The following is a 15,806-nucleotide window of genomic DNA, read 5'->3' as shown; positions in this document are numbered from 1 at the left end:
CCCCCGTTAATGAAGTTTGTTCGTTTCCTTACCTGACAACGTGAAGCGATGAGCGTTGAACGTTTTCTTCTGACTTCACCCGAATTTCTTCTCGTCGTGTCGCTTCTCGATGACGGTTACGCATCGAGATACTACTGAGCACCCCGAGAACACCCATCATCATGATGAGCGATGTTCCTCCATAACTGACCAGTGGCAAGGTTACGCCTGTCCCTGGGAACCAACCGGACATCGCACCGATGTTGATGGCCGTCTGGATAATGATTTGTGATGCAATCCCAAACGATACGAACATCGCAAAGTGACTATCCGCATGATTGGCGATATGGATCGCGCGAAAGGCGATGAAGAAGAGTAGGACTAAAACCGTCAATACACCGAGGAATCCTAACTCCTCCGCAATGATCGACATGATATAGTCGGTTTCTGGTTCTGGCAAATATCCATACTTTTGAAAACTGTTCCCAAGTCCGACTCCAGTCAATCCACCATGTACAATTGAGATAATCGACATGAGCAATTGGTGTCCATATCCTTCCGGGTCCATGAACGGGTTGAACACGACTTCAATCCGACTTCGTTGATTCTCCGAAAAGATGGTCGTGAACAATACGAATACAGTACCAACCCCAGCTAAAATCCCTGGAATCAAAATTCGAAGCGGCGCCCCGACACCGAACCACATGAGCAACATGATGGAACCGAGGACGAATAGCCCCCCCATATCCGGCTGTCCATTGATTGCGATCGCATAAAACGAAAAGTAAAAGAGGACAGGCACTAAAAAGAAGGCGCCGATTTGTGCACGCAACCCTTTTTTCGTGATAGCGGCCCGCGCCAATCGACCAGGGAGTCCTTTCAACTCATTATTCCATAGTTCATGGTAGTAGTTCGCAAGCAGTATGATGAGAACGAACTTCGCAATCTCGACCGGTTGCATGGTCATTCCTCCGATGATGAGCCAAGCTCTCGCCCCATTCAATGGAGGCATCGCCCACGTGACAAACAGCAAGATGACAGAGAGCGCATAAAGACCGAGGCGAATGCCTTTTTTCCGAAACATCTCATATCGGAACAATGTCGCAATCAAATAGACAAAGATTCCAATGCCAACGTAGACGAGCTGGCGATAGAATAAACTACTATTCGCGTAATCCCCACGATTCCAAACACTCGCACTATAAATCATGATGGAGCTTAGCCCGACGAGTAAGAGCACTGACAAAAACAACGCAAAATCAAAATACCGAAACCGTGTTTTCATGTATTCACTTCCTTATGTAAAACAATCCGACAACCCTTATAAAAAAATACTCAAACAGCGCCACTTGCACAGTTTGAGTATAAGGTTCATAATTCTGAAGCTTCTGCCAAAGCAGACAACTTCTGTTCCAATGAATCGAGCAGTCCTTTACCTTCAATGTCTGAAATGAGTCCAAGACGAACCGCAAAATCAATTTGGCGCGATAGTCCAAACATATGTGTATCAAGCACCTCTTCATAAAGCGGGCACTTCGGCATTTTTAGGTTTTCTAACTGCACTTCAATCAGACAACGGATTTTTTCAGCATCCGCCTCGAGTAATTGAAGCGCTTGCTCCCGTTGGATTGCAGCCAAATTTGTCGCCACTACGACCCCTCCTCCGTACGATGACAGACTGTTTGTCATAACTCAACTGTACATTATCTTTCATCATAATTCAATGTACAGTATGAATGAACGCGACATTCTCCCTCTTTTCCATTTTACGAGAAAGAGCGCTATAATGAAACGTGTAATGTGTATGAAGGGGGATATAAGCATGATTTTTCCACTTGATGGAGCGGTTCGCCACAGTCTGACGATTGACCCGACCGTATGGATTTTTGACGAACGAAAACGGAAGATTGAAGATTTGGACTCGGTGACGGAGAATGACCGTGAGGCATACTATGCGAAAATGGGGAAAGCATGGGATGACGGATTGTCACAAGGAACTCGAATCGACCACAATAAACCGATGTCACGACAAGACAAAGATGCAGCATTACGCGACTCGTTCGCCATGCCGCTCGCGCCATTTTTAAACAATGCCGAACCGATTGAACTTGCGACGCATGTCCGTTTTTACGGGGAAACAGTATTGACTCTATCGCTCAGCGAGGCAGCACAAGTATATTTACAATTTTCAAAAGACGGAAAAGTACTTACCGACGGACCTGTCTATGTATTATATGAGGATCAGGTCATTCGCCAAGTCAATCATATCACCATATTAAGCAATTAATGAGAAGGTTCACACCTTCTCTTTTTTTGGACTTTTTAGTTCATAAAGTGTAGTATATAGAGTGTTGATTACCAATTAAATAAGAAAGGTCGTGACGCTTACGATACCTCTATGGAAACGAAACTTAATGGTTGTTTGGATCGGTAGCTTCTTGACCGCTGCGTCGATGAGTCTCGTCCTACCATTCCTCCCATTGTTCATCGAACAACTCGGGGTAAAGGATCCGGACCACGTCGTCACTTGGTCTGCGATCGCCTTCGGCGCGACGTTCCTCGTAGCTGCCATCGTTTCTCCGATGTGGGGGCGCTTGGCTGACCGAAAAGGAAGGAAACTGATGCTCATCCGAGCCAGTCTCGGGATGGCCATCGTCATGTTTCTTATCAGCTTCGTCCAAGACGTGTATCAACTCGTCGGATTGCGTTTACTCATGGGTGCCGTGTCCGGATTTATCTCAGCCGGCATCACGTTAGTCGCATCCCAAACCCCAAAAGAGAAAAGTGGCTGGGCGCTCGGTACCCTGTCAACCGGTGGAATCACTGGTGGTCTACTCGGTCCCCTCATTGGTGGATTGCTTGCAGACTGGATTGGGCTTCGATCCGTTTTTCTCTTTACGGGAAGTGCACTCTTCCTGACTTTCCTCATCACGCTTTGGTTCGTAAAAGAAGATTTTGTCCCAGTGAAACGTGAAGAACTCGCGTCGATGAAATCGATTTTCGCCTCACTGCGACATCCTCAGTTGATTGTCGGGCTGTTTGTGACAACATTCCTCATTCAGTTCTCGACACAATCCATTGGACCGCTCTTGACATTATACGTACGTGAATTGAATCCGAGCACAACCGCTCTCGCCTTCATGGCAGGGATTGTCGCCTCCGCTCCGGGACTGGCCGCTCTCTTTTCGGCGCAGCGTCTCGGACGGTTATCAGACCGATATGGGGCAGAACGCATCTTGTTTTGGGCACTGCTCCTCTATAGCCTATTCTTGATTCCGCAAGCATTCGTTACCTCAACGACTCAACTCATTTTGTTGCGTTTCGGAATCGGATTCGCAACGGCTGCCTTAATGCCGTCCGTACAATCGCTACTGCGCCAACATACGCCGGTCTCTGCGACCGGCCGGATCTTTTCGTACAATCAGTCCGCTCAGTTCATGGGGAATCTACTCGGACCGTTATTTGGATCCCAAATCGTGGCACACTTCGGATTTTCTGCCCTGTTCATCCTCACGGGATTGATTATGATCTCAAATGCCTTCTTAGAACGGACGAACGTTCAGTCACTACAACTCGATACAAAATAACGCCGAGTGCGAAACTCGGCGTTATTTGTGTATATCGCTTATAGTAAATCAGCCGCCAATCGTGCAAGGGATGAACGTTCCCCTTTCACGAGTTGAACGTGCCCGAAGACGTTTTGTCCTTTGAAGCGTTCCACCGCGTACGTCAATCCGTTCGAATACTCATCTAAATACGGATGATCGATTTGATACGGGTCGCCGACGAGTACGATTTTCGAGTTTTCACCGACTCGGGTGAGAATGGTTTTAATTTCGTGCTTCGTTAAGTTCTGTGCCTCATCGATGATGATGAACTGGTCCGGCATACTTCTACCTCGAATATAGGTGAGCGCCTCGAGCTGAATCGATTTCATACCGGCTAGAATATTCCCGAGCTCGTCTTTTGAATTCGCATTAAATAAAAATTCCAAGTTATCATAAATCGGTTGCATCCAAGGACGAAGCTTCTCTTCCATTTCCCCTGGCAAGTAACCAATATCGTTCCCCATCGGCACGACCGGGCGAGCGACGACTAGCTTATTGTAACGCTGTTCATCCTCGACAAGCGATAGCCCTGCTGCTAGAGCAAGGAGCGTCTTCCCGGTACCAGCTTTCCCAAGTAAGGTGACAAACGGAATGTCATCCCGAAGCAGCAGGTCGAGTGCCATCCGCTGTTGAACGTTTCGCGGATGAATTCCCCAAATATGATCTGCATCGAGTGCCAGTGGTCGTAAAATCGGTTGAAGCGAATCGACCACAGCAAGCGCACTCGCTTTCGACACATTACTTTTCAAGACGACGAACGAGTTCGGATATAGCACTTGTTTCGTCAAGGCCGTCGTCGGCAATTGACGGACTTTATAAAATTCATCGATGAGCGACTGATCGACTTCAATCTCTCGATAGCCGGCGTATAAGTCCGTCGTGTCAACGATATGATCTGTCAAGTAGTCTTCTGCGTCAATTCCAATGGCGTCCGCTTTGACACGGACCAATATATCTTTTGAGACGACGACGACCTTTCGACCCGCGTCATGCTCGTATTGTTTCATTAATCCTAACGCTACCATTAAGATGCGATTATCATTCGTCATGACATCGAACGGGATATCGACCTGGTGTTCATGACCGATTTCGACAAACAGACGTCCTCCGTTTTCAAGCGGGACCCCGTCATGCAGTTTCCCCGATGACCGGAGCTGGTCGAGGACACGCGACGTTTCACGGGCGTTCCGCCCGACCTCATCCATGTTACGTTTCTTCCCATCTAACTCTTCTAGGACGATGGCTGGAATCACCACGTCGTGTTCTTCAAATTGAAATAAGGATAGCGGATCATGTAGGAGTACGTTCGTATCAAGTACATACGTTTTTTTCATAGACTTTGCCGCCCCTCGAATATAGGATGGTATTCAAGAATGAAGACTTTCTTTCACTTCACGGTCAAGCTTTTCCGCCGCACGAATATCGTATGTTTTCGTGATTTCGGGCTGTGCGTAAGCTGCTCCATAAAACGAGATGTTCCTCACTTCTTCGACATGTCCTTCAAAAAAACGAAGATGAAGGCTTGGTTTGACCGCCGGGTCGAACTCTCGAATTGATGAGAGTAAAACATGATAGGACTGACCATCTTCGATAAAGATGAGGCCAGCCGTCTTTTCAGTCGTCAAGATGGTCACGATATGGGAATTTCTCGTTAATGCGAACCGGACCGTGACAGCATCTAACGCTTGCACCCAACTGATGGCATGGCTGATCGGCCAACGCTTTGCCTCGTCAAAACCAACGAGAAATGTTAACGGCATGTCATTCAACAAGCGCTCTTGCGCAGCTGTCAGTTCAAACGTTGCCTTGCTCGCCATTCAACTCCCCTCCTTTTCACCGGGTATGGTTGTACCATTCTCCCTTACCGGTTCAATTCCCTGCTTTTAACGGTTGAAATCATGCTATACTCATCGTATAGAGGAAGGTGAAAAGATGCGTGTAAAATGTTCTCTTTGCGATAAAGTCGAGACGATCGACTCATGGTCGTTTGAAGCAAAACGCTTGCGTAACAAACCGGCGAAAACGTATATGTGTCAAGAGTGTCAGGAGCGAATCAGCGAACGAACGGCTGAACGCGCCGCATCTGGACAGTTCAAGTTATATCCTACATTTCGACAAAAACGAAACTGGTAATGCAAACGGGCGCCTCCGAAGAGACGCCCGTATTTTTTATGATTCTACCGCATCTTGACGACGATTCCACCAGAGGCGGCCACGATAGATGGCCAACACGATAGCCATGACGGCAAGCACTTCCGGGATTGGCCATGTGAAAAAGACGAGTGCCATCGTACCTGCTCCAAGTGAAAGGAGAATATAGACGATGAGCGACTTCCACCATGCCAATTGTTTCGCAAAACCAAGTTTAAAGACAAGGATTGTCAGTAAGATGACCGTGACAACGAGTGCATTGAACCCAACGGAAAAGTCGTTCGGGTCACTGCCGACACCTAGCATCGAAGCGATCCACGGAACGTCAATTTGTGTGATATCGATTGTTTGAGAAGCTTTCAAGACAAAGAGTCCCCCTTTATTTCATACACATCCATTCTACACTATTCCATGCAAAAGGGAACGCCGAAGCGTCCCCTTTCTTATAACTTATTCTTTACCAAGTTTACGACGCTTGTCTGCTTTCTCGCGTTCGTTCTTGTTCAAGATTTTCTTACGGAGACGGATCGACTCCGGTGTAATTTCACAGTACTCGTCATCGTTCAAGAACGTGAGTGACTCTTCAAGTGAGAAGACGCGCGGACGTTTCAAGACTTGTGTCGAGTCTTTTGCAGAAGCACGCATGTTCGTCAATTGTTTCCCTTTAACAGCGTTAATGGCAAGGTCAACATCACGGTTACATTCTCCGATGATCATTCCTTCATACACATCTGTACCTGGCTCGATAAAGATTGTCCCACGGTCTTCAAGGGCACCGATTGAGTAGGCCGTCGACTTCCCGTTTTCGATACAAACCATAACACCGCTACGACGACCACCGATATCAGCAGCGATATATGGACGGTACTCTTCGAACGTATGGTTCAAGATTCCGTATCCACGTGTCGCTGACAAGAATTCGTTACGGTAACCGATAAGACCACGTGATGGCACGAGGAATTCCATACGTGTCTGACCGTTGTCATTCGTGTTCATGTTCGCAAGCTCACCTTTACGGAGACCGATCGATTCCATGACTGAACCTGTGTACTCTTCAGGTACGTCGATGATGACGCGCTCGAACGGCTCAACTTTTGTGCCGCTTTCGTCTTCGCGGATGATAACTTGTGGTTTCGATACTTGGAGCTCGTAACCTTCACGACGCATGTTTTCAATCAAGATCCCGAGGTGAAGCTCACCGCGTCCTGATACGATCCATTGGTCTGGTGAATCTGTGTTTTCGACACGGAGTGAAACGTCCGTCTCGAGTTGTTTCATCAAACGCTCTTCGATTTTACGTGCCGTCACGAAATCGCCTTCACGTCCTGCGAATGGAGAGTTATTTGTCATGAAACGCATTTGAAGCGTTGGCTCATCGATGCGAAGGAGCGGAAGTGGCTCTTCTTTACCGACTGGCGTTACCGTTTCACCGACGTTGATATCTTCCATCCCGGCGATAGCGATCAAGTCACCTGCTTTTGCTTCTTCGATTTCGACGCGCTTGAGGCCGAAGTAACCGAACAATTTCGTGACACGAAGTTGCTTCACCGTACCGTCTGTCTTACAAAGCGATACTTGCTCACCGACTTTGATTTTCCCACGGAAGACGCGACCTACGCCGATACGGCCGAGGTAGTTGTCATAGTCGAGCATCGTCACTTGGAATTGAAGTGGCTCGTCTGAGTTGTCCACTGGAGCCGGCGTGTTTTCGAGAATCGTGTCGAGCACGTGAGTGATTGTATCTTCTTGTTTTTCTGGGTCAGGATCGAACGAACTTGAACCGCTGACTGCTGATGTATAGACGACAGGGAATTCAAGTTGATCTTCATCTGCGCCAAGGTCGATCAAGAGATCAACAACTTCATCGACAACGTCGAGTGGACGAACCATCGGCTTATCGATTTTGTTGACGACGACAATCGGACGAAGTCCTTGGTCGAGTGCTTTTTTCAATACGAAACGAGTTTGTGGCATACAGCCTTCACGCGCATCGACAACAAGAATAACGCCGTCTACCATACGCATGATTCGCTCAACTTCTCCACCGAAGTCTGCGTGACCTGGTGTATCTACGATGTTGATGCGAGTCTCTTTATAATCGATTGCTGTGTTTTTTGCGAGAATGGTAATTCCGCGCTCACGCTCGATATCGTTCGAGTCCATCGCGCGTTCTGCGACTGCCTCGTTCGTCCGGAAAGTACCAGACTGTTTCAATAATTCATCGACTAACGTTGTTTTACCGTGGTCAACGTGCGCGATGATGGCTACGTTACGAAGGTTTGTTCTTACGTTCATGTAGTTATTCCTCTCTTATTTAAAAAATTTCAACTTTTCTTCAACTTTAAGAGTATAGCACACGTCACAGTACCTTTGTCGAGTGGAATCGACTGTGAACGTTTTCATCTCGTGTTTTTTATCATACAATAGGGAAGAGAAGAGAAAATAAGGAGGAACCTCCATGCAGCTAATGTTTGTATTGATCGCAACGGCCGTTGTCGCAGGATTCGTCGGCATTGGAATCGGGGTGGCCGAGGGGAGCGCCGCCATTATCTTGGGCAGCCTCGTGTTAAGTGGCGTAGCGACATACTTTGGTATTCAATTGCGTCGCCGCATTCTTTCAGACCATCAATCATAAAAAAAGGGTTACTCCGGTATCATGTCGGAGTAACCCTTTTACTTGCGTTTATAGTGGACGTGTCAAGCAGATGCGGTCGCGTAAAATGAGTCCATCTTCTTCGATGTCATCGTACCCGTGATTACGAAAATAATCGCGTTCCACCGAATCGAATCGGAATCCAGCTTGTTGGTAAAAGCGCAGTTGCATGATGCTTGAATTCCCTGTACAGACGAGCAGTTCTTTTCCACCAATCAACGTGGCCCGCTTCACTGCGTCTTGTAACATGCGTTGACCGATTGTTTGGTTTTGACGTTCCGGCTTCACTGCGATATTGACGAGTTCAACCCGCTCGTCTCCGTGTGAGACGAGCATATATGCACCGACAATCTCACCACCGAGTAACGCTTTGTACGTACGCCCTTCCTCGAATTGTTCCCGGACCATCGTTTCATTCGGATTCGCCAAGACGAGTAGATCGCGGATTTCTTCATACGAATCATGTTCCACGATGTGTAAGTCCGGTTTTGCTTCAGCCGTGACCCCTTTTGCGATGACGTAATGTTTGATGACGTCATTTACAAATGAGTCACTCCCTGCCAGGACAGATGTTTTTCCGTCATAGCGAATCGGCTCACCATATAAGGAAACGACACGTCCCCCTACTTCTTCTACGAGTAACTTTCCAGCAGCATAATCCCATGGCATATTGCGCATTGTGATGTAGCCGTCCACGCGACCGGCGGCAAGCCAGGCTAATTCAAGCGATGCAGCACCATGGGCTCGCGTCCCAATCGAGTCTCGTACAATCGGAGCGAGTATTTCCGGGGCAATCTGGTGGTTCGGCGTGACCCACGTCGCATTCATACTTAAAAATGCGTCTCGGACATGATGTTCATGAAGAGTCGTCAATGTCCGACCATTCAACGTCGCCCCGTATCCTTTCCGTGCCATGAACATCTCATCCGCCATGACGTCATAGACGAATCCATATTCCACGACTCCATCTATCATGATCGCGATAGAGATGGCAAACATACGTTTTTGATGAATAAAATTTAACGTCCCATCAATCGGGTCGACAAACCAGACGGTACCAGTCAATTGTTCTGGCTGATTTGTCGTCCCTTCTTCCCCCATAATCTGATGTTCCGGAAATGTTTGTTGGATTCGACGGACAATCAATTGTTCCACCGCTCGGTCGATTTCAGTGACCAAGTCCCCTTTTCCCGTCTTTCGTTCCACTTCATAACTTTGATCAATCTCGCGACGAATCAGTTCTCCCGCTTGTTTGATTAAGTCGACTGCAAACCATTCTATCATCTGTGATCACCTCAACTGTATTGTACCAAACAAAAACCAGTATCCGCTCGGAATACTGGTTGAATGTGTGTGTAATGGTTAGGCTTCGAGACGCAATAATTCTTGGCGGTACTTCTCTAACCGATGCTTGCTAGCCTGAACTGTAGCATCATCTTGTGACGCCATCGCATCGAAGAGGGTTGCCAATTCATAATCAATCTCTAAGCGCAGCACCGGGATCCGTTTTTCTGCGTCTTTTCTTTTGAATGCCTCAATCACTTGTTTCATAAGATGCCACACTCCTTTTGTTGGGCTACAAGTTACGGTTTAGTGAGTTGAATTGAGTATATCAGATAAAATTCGAAAAAGAAAGAGAATTGTCTGACTATTTTGAATTTTTTATCTTTATGGATATATTCCCAATTCCGAGGTCCCTAAACCTGATTCGGTGTTAATGAACTGTACCCGATTTATAGGAGAAATAACAAAAAAGCATGCCTGAATTTGCTCGGGCATGCTCGGTCTTACAGTTTAATCATTTTACTCGAGGACTTCATTGCCGCCTGAACCGTACGATATGTGGAATAGCCCGTCTGCTCGTCGTGAACCGCGTTCAGTTGTTTCTCCTCCGACTTAGATGTTACGATTTGCTTGAAGGCACGATAGGAATCGAGAAAAACCTCTCGTTCGACTCCACCTTCATTGGCTTGTGCGACAACGTTATAAAACTCGACGACTTCAATCAATTCGTCTGTCGTCCAATCCGGATTGATCGGATAGTTAATTTGCATATTGTTTCACCTCGACACCCATTGTAACAACAAAAAAAACTATTGCAAGTTGAGCCAGAAATCTCTATAGTTTTTTTGTTGCTTCTTTTTTTAAAAACAACATATATCATAACGATAATATTCATCTTATAAATAAACTGATTCAAGGGGGATTTACGATTGAAATTAAAAGGTGCTACTCAGCTCGAAACGCCACTATTTGACACGTTGCTTGAACATGTCGACTCAAACCCGATTGCGTTCCACATTCCTGGTCATAAAAGCGGAAAAGGGATGGACCCAGAGTTTCGTGACTTTATTGGTGAAAACGCCCTAAAAATTGATTTGATTAACATTGCCCCACTCGATGACCTCCATCATCCAAAAGCGGCAATCGCTGAAGCGGAACGCTTGGCGGCAGAGGCGTTCCGTGCTGACGAGACCTTTTTCTCTGTCCAGGGAACATCGAGTGCCATCATGGCGATGATCATGGGTGTCGTTGGCCCGAACGAAAAAATCATTGTGCCACGGAACGTCCATAAATCCGTCATGTCCGCGCTCGTCTTAACGGGTGCTCATCCGGTCTTCATCCACCCGGAATTTGACGAAACATACGGCATCGCCCACGGAATCACAGCTAGTGCCGTAGAACGCGCACTTGAACTTCACCCGGACACAAAAGCCGTTCTCGTCATTAATCCGACTTATTTCGGTGTCGCAGGTGATTTAGAGCGTATCGTGTCTGTCGCTCATGAGCAAGACGTTCCTGTACTTGTCGATGAGGCACACGGCGTTCATCTCCCTTTTCACGATGAACTCCCACTCTCGGCGATGCAAGCGGGAGCAGATGTGGCGGCGACGAGTGTACACAAGCTTGGTGGTTCAATGACAGGCAGTTCGATTTTGAACGTACGCCGCGGTCTCGTCTCGCCAGAACGAATTCATGCGATGCTTTCCATGATTACAACGACTTCGACGTCCTACTTGCTCCTCGCTTCTCTCGACGCGGCACGTCGACAGTTAGCGACAAAGGGACACATGATGAATGAACGTGCACTTGAGCTTGCGAGAACGGCTCGTACAGCAATCAACCACATGCCTAACTTGTCAGTATACGGTCATGCCGAATTGCATTCTGAATCGACATACGCGCTCGACGAAACGAAAGTACTCGTATCCGTGCGCGAACTTGGAATAACAGGATTTGAAGTCGAGAAATTTCTTCGGGACAAACACCGTATCGAAGTCGAGATGTCCGATTTATTGAATGTGCTCTTTATCGTCACATCAGCGGATGATGAGTCCACGATTCAAGCATTGATTGAAGCGATGCGAGACGTCGTCTCCGTTTATCAGAAGTCTGGTAACGATTCACTATCGATCATGCTCCCAGAGATTCCACCTCTTGCGCTCAGCCCTCGTGATGCGTTTTATGAAGAGACGGAAACGATTCCTCTCGAAAACGCAGTCGGCCGTATTTCAGCGGAATTCATTATGGTGTATCCGCCAGGGATTCCGATCATCATTCCAGGCGAATTGATTACGACTTCGACACTCGAGTACATCATGGCCAACATTGAAGCGGGTCTTCCGGTTCAAGGTCTTGAAGATGAGTCACTGCAAATGATTAAAGTCATCCAACAAACAAAAGCGATTCGCTAAATAAAAAATGAGCCGGTCATCGTGACCGGCTCATTTTTTATGTCATCTCAGAAAAGGTGGCTGTAGATGATCGAATTGCTTCCCCTAGTGCTTATTATAAGAAAACGCTTACATTTTTTCAAGTATCAATTTCTTCAGATGCTTGTGTTTTTTCGACCAAGCAAAGTCGTAAAAATTCAGCGACGTGTTCCGTGTCGTTCAAGTTAATGCCAAGCATCGGATACAATTGACGTGGCTCTTCTAGCGCATGCAAATCAAGAAGGGCCGATTGACCCGTTTGCATACAGACGACTAACACCTTGCCCATGAATTGCTGTGTATAAACGAAACCAAAATCATAACGAGCGGCTTCTGTTTCAATACCGGTAAATCGGACACGACTCGTCTCGGATACGGTGTATAATAACTCCTCATCGAATGCCATCAGGATTCCCTCCCTTCTCTCTTCACATGTATTTTCCTTTATACTACTAGTATGAAACCTAAGGAGAGAATGACAATGAAGATTGATTATGCAACGGAGTTAAACGTTGAAACTCTTGTCCAGTTCATGCACGACCTATGGCCAGATGCCCCTATTGAAGAATTACGAATGGAAGTCAAACTCGGTCTCGCCTCAAAAAAGATGCATTATTTCATCGCATCAAATGAACATGGGGAGGCAGTTGGTTTTTGTCAGCTCAGTTTCCGACATGACTACGTGCCAGGTTCTAGCACGTCACCGACCGCCTATATGGAAGGAATCTATGTCATTGAATCAGAGCGTCATCGAGGTGTTGCCTCTCGTTTGGTCGATGCTGCGTCGACCTTCGCGGCGCGTCATGGTTGTATCGAACTGGCATCGGATACCGAGCTTGAAAACGAGGACAGTCAACGCTTTCACGAGAAAATTGGATTCAAGGAAGTCGAGCGTGTCGTCACCTACATGAAAAAGCTCTCTCACGAAAAGTGAGAGAGCTTTTATGAGTATTCTTATTTTACGACGTGGATTGGCATACCCATTGCGATTTCAGCAGCTTCCATTGCCATCTCACCGAGTGATGGGTGAGCGTGGATTGTAAGTGCGATATCTTCAGCAGTCATACCAGCCTCGATTGCAAGACCAAGCTCAGCAATCATATCTGAAGCGCCAGTACCCGCGATTTGAGCACCGATCAAGAGACCGTCCTCTTTGCGTGTGATGAGCTTCATGAAGCCGTCTGGCTCGTCAAGTGCAAGTGCACGACCGTTCGCTGCAAATGGGAATTTCGAAACTGTGATTTCGAGTCCTTCTTCTTTTGCGAGTGGCTCTGTGTAACCAACCGTTGCGAGCTCAGGATCTGTGAAGACGACTGCAGGGATTGCAGAGTAGTCGAGGTAAGCTGGCTTACCTGCTGCTGCTTCCGCTGCGATTTTCGCTTCGTAAGATGCTTTGTGTGCAAGTGGTGGTCCAGGAACGATATCACCGATTGCATAGATGTTTTCGTTCGATGTTTTACACTGGTCATCGATTTCGATGATTCCGCGGTCGCTGATTTTAACGTCCGCGTTCTCAAGACCGATGTCACCTGTGTTTGGACGACGACCAACTGTGACGAGGACATAGTCCGCTTCAACAGATTGTTCTTCACCGTTTACTTCAAACTTAACGGTTACGCCGTCTTCCGTTTCTTCAACACCTTTAGCAAGTGCATTCGTGTGGATCGTGACGTTCCCTTTTTGCTTGAGTTTCTTCTTAACGATTTGCGTCATTTGTGGTTCGAAACCAGACAAGATGTCGCTAGCGCCCTCTACAACGACAACTTCTGTATCGAAGTTAGCGTATGCAGTACCGAGCTCCATACCGATGTATCCACCGCCGATAACGACGAGTTTCTTCGGTACTTCAGGAAGTGCCAAAGCGCCAGTTGAAGAAAGGACGCGTTTAGACCATTTGAACGATGGGATCTCGATTGGTGTAGAACCAGTCGCGACAATCGCTTTTTTAAATTTGTAAGGAGTTGAGCTGTCTTCAGTGATGACACGAACTGTGTCTTCAGACGCGAAGAACGCTTCACCTTGAACGATCTCGATTTTGTTTCCTTTGAGGAGACCTTTAACACCGCCAGTCAATTTGTTAACGACTGACTGTTTCCAATCTTGAACTTTTGTGAAGTCCACTGACACGTTGTCAGACGTGATTCCCATTGAATCATGACCTTTAGCGTGTTGGAAGTTGTGTCCTGCTGTGATCAACGCTTTCGATGGGATACATCCGACGTTCAAGCAGACACCACCGAAGTTGCCTTTCTCAACGATAGTTACTTTCATTCCGAGCTGTGCGCCACGGATTGCGGCAACGTATCCACCAGGACCGGCACCGATGACAAGCAAATCAGTTTCTTGTGCGAATTCTCCTACTACCATGTTCTTATCCCTCCATCATTAGAAGTGCTGGGTCTTCGAGCAAGCGTTTCACCATGTTAAGAGCGTTTTGTGCAGTCGCACCGTCGATGAGGCGGTGGTCAAAGCTGAATGAAAGTGCAAGTACTGGCGCAGCAACGATTTCACCGTTCTTCACGACAGCTTTCTCAGCGATACGGCCGATACCGAGAATCGCAACTTCTGGGTGGTTGATGACAGGTGTGAACCATTGTCCACCAGCTGAACCGATGTTTGTGATTGTGATCGATCCGCCTTTCATGTCTTCCCCAGCGAGCTTACCTTCACGAGCTTTACCTGCAAGTTCGTTAATGTTTGTAGCAAGTGCATAGATTGATTTACGGTCTGCATCTTTTACGACTGGTACAACGAGTCCGTTGTCCGTGTCAGCTGCAATCCCGATGTTGTAGTAGTTTTTGTAGACGATTTCTTCGTTCACGTCATCGATTGAAGCGTTGATTGTTGGGAATGCTTTCGCTGCAGCAGTCAATGCTTTCACGACGAATGGCAAGTACGTGAGTTTCACGCCTTGGTCAGCCGCGACTTGTTTGAAATCTTTACGGAGTGCAACGAGTTTTGTAACGTCGACTTCGTCCATGAGTGTAACGTGTGGTGCAGTGTGTTTCGAGTTAACCATAGCTTTCGAGATGGCTTTACGGATTCCACGGATTTTCTCACGTGTTTCAAGTTCAGGAGTCGCTGACTCGTAAGGCTTGATTTCCGTTTTCGCAGCTGCTGCTGGTGCTACAGATTCTGTTTTCTCTGTTGTAGCTTCTGCAGACGGTGCTTCGCCGTTCGCGAATGCATCGATGTCTTCTTTCAATACACGGCCGTTGTCGCCAGAACCGTTTACTTCACGGATGTCGACACCTTTTTCACGTGCATATTTACGGACAGATGGCATAGCGATAACACGCTCAGATTTGTGAAGTTGAACGTCGCGTGGCGCGTCTTCTTTCACATCTTCTTTTACGTCTTCTGTCTTCTCTTCTGCTTTCGGTTGTTCAGGTGTTTCTTCTTCACCTGCTGGTGCGTCGCCTTCGATGTCAAACGTAATGAGGACGTCGCCGACTACAGCAACTGTACCTTCAGAAACTTTAACTTCTTTGACTGTACCGTCGACTGGAGCTGGGATTTCAACGACTGCTTTGTCGTTTTGTACTTCTAAAAGAACATCGTCCTCTTTGACCGTATCCCCTGCTTTTACGAACCACTTGACGATTTCACCTTCGTGAATACCTTCACCGATATCTGGTAATTTAAATTCAAATACTGCCACTGGTTTTTCCTCCCATCAATTCATCATGTAAACACGACAAG

The 15,806-nt window shown here is 47.1% G+C and carries 18 protein-coding genes; 6 read left to right on the top strand and 12 right to left on the bottom strand.

What is annotated here, in order from left to right:
* Nucleotides 1–28 precede the first annotated feature (28 nt).
* On the bottom strand, nt 29–1,264 hold the full coding sequence (locus Q9R25_RS01875; protein ID WP_214691098.1) for an FtsW/RodA/SpoVE family cell cycle protein: 1,236 nt from the start codon (nt 1,262–1,264) through the stop codon (nt 29–31).
* Between the two features lie 86 nt (nt 1,265–1,350).
* A complete protein-coding gene (locus Q9R25_RS01870) occupies nt 1,351–1,629 on the bottom strand; it encodes an Fpa/YlaN family protein (protein ID WP_015881276.1) in 279 nt (92 codons plus the stop codon).
* 172 nt (nt 1,630–1,801) lie between these two features.
* Between Q9R25_RS01870 and Q9R25_RS01865 the strand changes: the two genes are divergently transcribed.
* Nucleotides 1,802–2,266 carry a hypothetical protein gene (locus tag Q9R25_RS01865; RefSeq protein WP_159562039.1) on the top strand — a complete coding sequence of 155 codons (465 nt, stop codon included), beginning with the start codon at nt 1,802–1,804 and terminating at the stop codon, nt 2,264–2,266.
* Between the two features lie 127 nt (nt 2,267–2,393).
* Complete coding sequence (locus Q9R25_RS01860) at nt 2,394–3,566, top strand: multidrug efflux MFS transporter (protein ID WP_230872793.1); 1,173 nt, start codon at nt 2,394–2,396, stop codon at nt 3,564–3,566.
* Between the two features lie 38 nt (nt 3,567–3,604).
* On the opposite strand, the gene Q9R25_RS01855 is transcribed toward Q9R25_RS01860, so the two are convergent.
* Together Q9R25_RS01855 and Q9R25_RS01850 are read right to left on the bottom strand one after the other, a co-directional pair.
* Nucleotides 3,605–4,921 carry a PhoH family protein gene (locus Q9R25_RS01855; RefSeq protein WP_031421530.1) on the bottom strand — a complete coding sequence of 439 codons (1,317 nt, stop codon included), beginning with the start codon at nt 4,919–4,921 and terminating at the stop codon, nt 3,605–3,607.
* Between the two features lie 33 nt (nt 4,922–4,954).
* A complete protein-coding gene (locus tag Q9R25_RS01850; RefSeq protein ID WP_074037365.1) occupies nt 4,955–5,404 on the bottom strand; it encodes a PNPOx family protein in 450 nt (149 codons plus the stop codon).
* 115 nt (nt 5,405–5,519) lie between these two features.
* Between Q9R25_RS01850 and Q9R25_RS01845 the strand changes: the two genes are divergently transcribed.
* On the top strand, nt 5,520–5,720 hold the full coding sequence (locus Q9R25_RS01845) for a YlaI family protein (protein WP_015881271.1): 201 nt from the start codon (nt 5,520–5,522) through the stop codon (nt 5,718–5,720).
* Between the two features lie 36 nt (nt 5,721–5,756).
* Here Q9R25_RS01845 and Q9R25_RS01840 read toward each other — a convergent pair whose 3' ends face one another.
* Together Q9R25_RS01840 and typA are read right to left on the bottom strand one after the other, a co-directional pair.
* On the bottom strand, nt 5,757–6,101 hold the full coding sequence (locus Q9R25_RS01840; RefSeq protein WP_015881270.1) for a YlaH-like family protein: 345 nt from the start codon (nt 6,099–6,101) through the stop codon (nt 5,757–5,759).
* Between the two features lie 87 nt (nt 6,102–6,188).
* Entirely contained in the window at nt 6,189–8,033 is a 1,845-nt protein-coding gene (typA, locus tag Q9R25_RS01835; RefSeq protein WP_015881269.1) for a translational GTPase TypA, read from the bottom strand.
* 163 nt (nt 8,034–8,196) lie between these two features.
* Between typA and Q9R25_RS01830 the strand changes: the two genes are divergently transcribed.
* Entirely contained in the window at nt 8,197–8,373 is a 177-nt protein-coding gene (locus tag Q9R25_RS01830; RefSeq protein ID WP_159562038.1) for a DUF5325 family protein, read from the top strand.
* Between the two features lie 48 nt (nt 8,374–8,421).
* Here Q9R25_RS01830 and Q9R25_RS01825 read toward each other — a convergent pair whose 3' ends face one another.
* The 3 genes from Q9R25_RS01825 to Q9R25_RS01815 form a co-directional block, all read right to left on the bottom strand.
* Nucleotides 8,422–9,675, bottom strand: coding sequence for an inositol monophosphatase family protein (locus Q9R25_RS01825; protein ID WP_159562037.1), 1,254 nt, complete (start codon nt 9,673–9,675; stop codon nt 8,422–8,424).
* Nucleotides 9,676–9,753: 78 nt separating this feature from the next.
* A complete protein-coding gene (locus Q9R25_RS01820) occupies nt 9,754–9,942 on the bottom strand; it encodes a hypothetical protein (RefSeq protein ID WP_015881266.1) in 189 nt (62 codons plus the stop codon).
* A 236-nt stretch (nt 9,943–10,178) separates the two neighbouring features.
* Nucleotides 10,179–10,445, bottom strand: coding sequence for a UPF0223 family protein (locus Q9R25_RS01815; RefSeq protein ID WP_031421520.1), 267 nt, complete (start codon nt 10,443–10,445; stop codon nt 10,179–10,181).
* Between the two features lie 159 nt (nt 10,446–10,604).
* Between Q9R25_RS01815 and Q9R25_RS01810 the strand changes: the two genes are divergently transcribed.
* A complete protein-coding gene (locus Q9R25_RS01810; protein WP_214691100.1) occupies nt 10,605–12,086 on the top strand; it encodes an aminotransferase class I/II-fold pyridoxal phosphate-dependent enzyme in 1,482 nt (493 codons plus the stop codon).
* A gap of 118 nt (nt 12,087–12,204) precedes the next feature.
* On the opposite strand, the gene Q9R25_RS01805 is transcribed toward Q9R25_RS01810, so the two are convergent.
* Nucleotides 12,205–12,510 carry a DUF3055 domain-containing protein gene (locus tag Q9R25_RS01805; RefSeq protein WP_031421518.1) on the bottom strand — a complete coding sequence of 102 codons (306 nt, stop codon included), beginning with the start codon at nt 12,508–12,510 and terminating at the stop codon, nt 12,205–12,207.
* A gap of 75 nt (nt 12,511–12,585) precedes the next feature.
* Between Q9R25_RS01805 and aac(6') the strand changes: the two genes are divergently transcribed.
* Nucleotides 12,586–13,038 carry an aminoglycoside 6'-N-acetyltransferase gene (gene aac(6') / locus Q9R25_RS01800; protein ID WP_159562035.1) on the top strand — a complete coding sequence of 151 codons (453 nt, stop codon included), beginning with the start codon at nt 12,586–12,588 and terminating at the stop codon, nt 13,036–13,038.
* A gap of 20 nt (nt 13,039–13,058) precedes the next feature.
* Here the strand turns inward: aac(6') and lpdA are convergent, their stop codons facing one another.
* Both lpdA and Q9R25_RS01790 read right to left on the bottom strand, forming a co-directional pair.
* A complete protein-coding gene (gene lpdA, locus Q9R25_RS01795; protein WP_015881261.1) occupies nt 13,059–14,471 on the bottom strand; it encodes a dihydrolipoyl dehydrogenase in 1,413 nt (470 codons plus the stop codon).
* 4 nt (nt 14,472–14,475) lie between these two features.
* Nucleotides 14,476–15,765 (bottom strand): dihydrolipoamide acetyltransferase family protein, encoded by a 1,290-nt coding sequence (locus Q9R25_RS01790; RefSeq protein ID WP_015881260.1) that lies wholly within the window; start codon nt 15,763–15,765, stop codon nt 14,476–14,478.
* Nucleotides 15,766–15,806: the final 41 nt, after the last annotated feature.

It is taken from the genome of Exiguobacterium sp. BG5(2022), from assembly GCF_031844365.1.
Taxonomy (GTDB): Bacteria; Bacillota; Bacilli; order Exiguobacteriales; family Exiguobacteriaceae; genus Exiguobacterium; species Exiguobacterium profundum.
Note: the sequence above shows the minus strand (reverse complement) of the source record. Positions and strands in the feature narration are given on the sequence as shown.

Excerpts from the sequence above, each read along its gene's own strand:
- Q9R25_RS01815 (WP_031421520.1), bottom strand. The coding sequence starts at position 10,445 with ATGCAAATTAACTATCCGATCAATCCGGATTGGACGACAGACGAATTG.
- Q9R25_RS01875 (WP_214691098.1), bottom strand. The coding sequence starts at position 1,264 with ATGAAAACACGGTTTCGGTATTTTGATTTTGCGTTGTTTTTGTCAGTG.
- Q9R25_RS01855 (WP_031421530.1), bottom strand. The coding sequence starts at position 4,921 with ATGAAAAAAACGTATGTACTTGATACGAACGTACTCCTACATGATCCG.
- Q9R25_RS01860 (WP_230872793.1), top strand. The coding sequence starts at position 2,394 with ATGGTTGTTTGGATCGGTAGCTTCTTGACCGCTGCGTCGATGAGTCTC.
- Q9R25_RS01830 (WP_159562038.1), top strand. The coding sequence starts at position 8,197 with ATGCAGCTAATGTTTGTATTGATCGCAACGGCCGTTGTCGCAGGATTC.
- lpdA (WP_015881261.1), bottom strand. The coding sequence starts at position 14,471 with ATGGTAGTAGGAGAATTCGCACAAGAAACTGATTTGCTTGTCATCGGT.
- Q9R25_RS01865 (WP_159562039.1), top strand. The coding sequence starts at position 1,802 with ATGATTTTTCCACTTGATGGAGCGGTTCGCCACAGTCTGACGATTGAC.
- typA (WP_015881269.1), bottom strand. The coding sequence starts at position 8,033 with ATGAACGTAAGAACAAACCTTCGTAACGTAGCCATCATCGCGCACGTT.
- Q9R25_RS01845 (WP_015881271.1), top strand. The coding sequence starts at position 5,520 with ATGCGTGTAAAATGTTCTCTTTGCGATAAAGTCGAGACGATCGACTCA.
- Q9R25_RS01825 (WP_159562037.1), bottom strand. The coding sequence starts at position 9,675 with ATGATAGAATGGTTTGCAGTCGACTTAATCAAACAAGCGGGAGAACTG.
- Q9R25_RS01820 (WP_015881266.1), bottom strand. The coding sequence starts at position 9,942 with ATGAAACAAGTGATTGAGGCATTCAAAAGAAAAGACGCAGAAAAACGG.
- Q9R25_RS01805 (WP_031421518.1), bottom strand. The coding sequence starts at position 12,510 with ATGGCATTCGATGAGGAGTTATTATACACCGTATCCGAGACGAGTCGT.
- Q9R25_RS01850 (WP_074037365.1), bottom strand. The coding sequence starts at position 5,404 with ATGGCGAGCAAGGCAACGTTTGAACTGACAGCTGCGCAAGAGCGCTTG.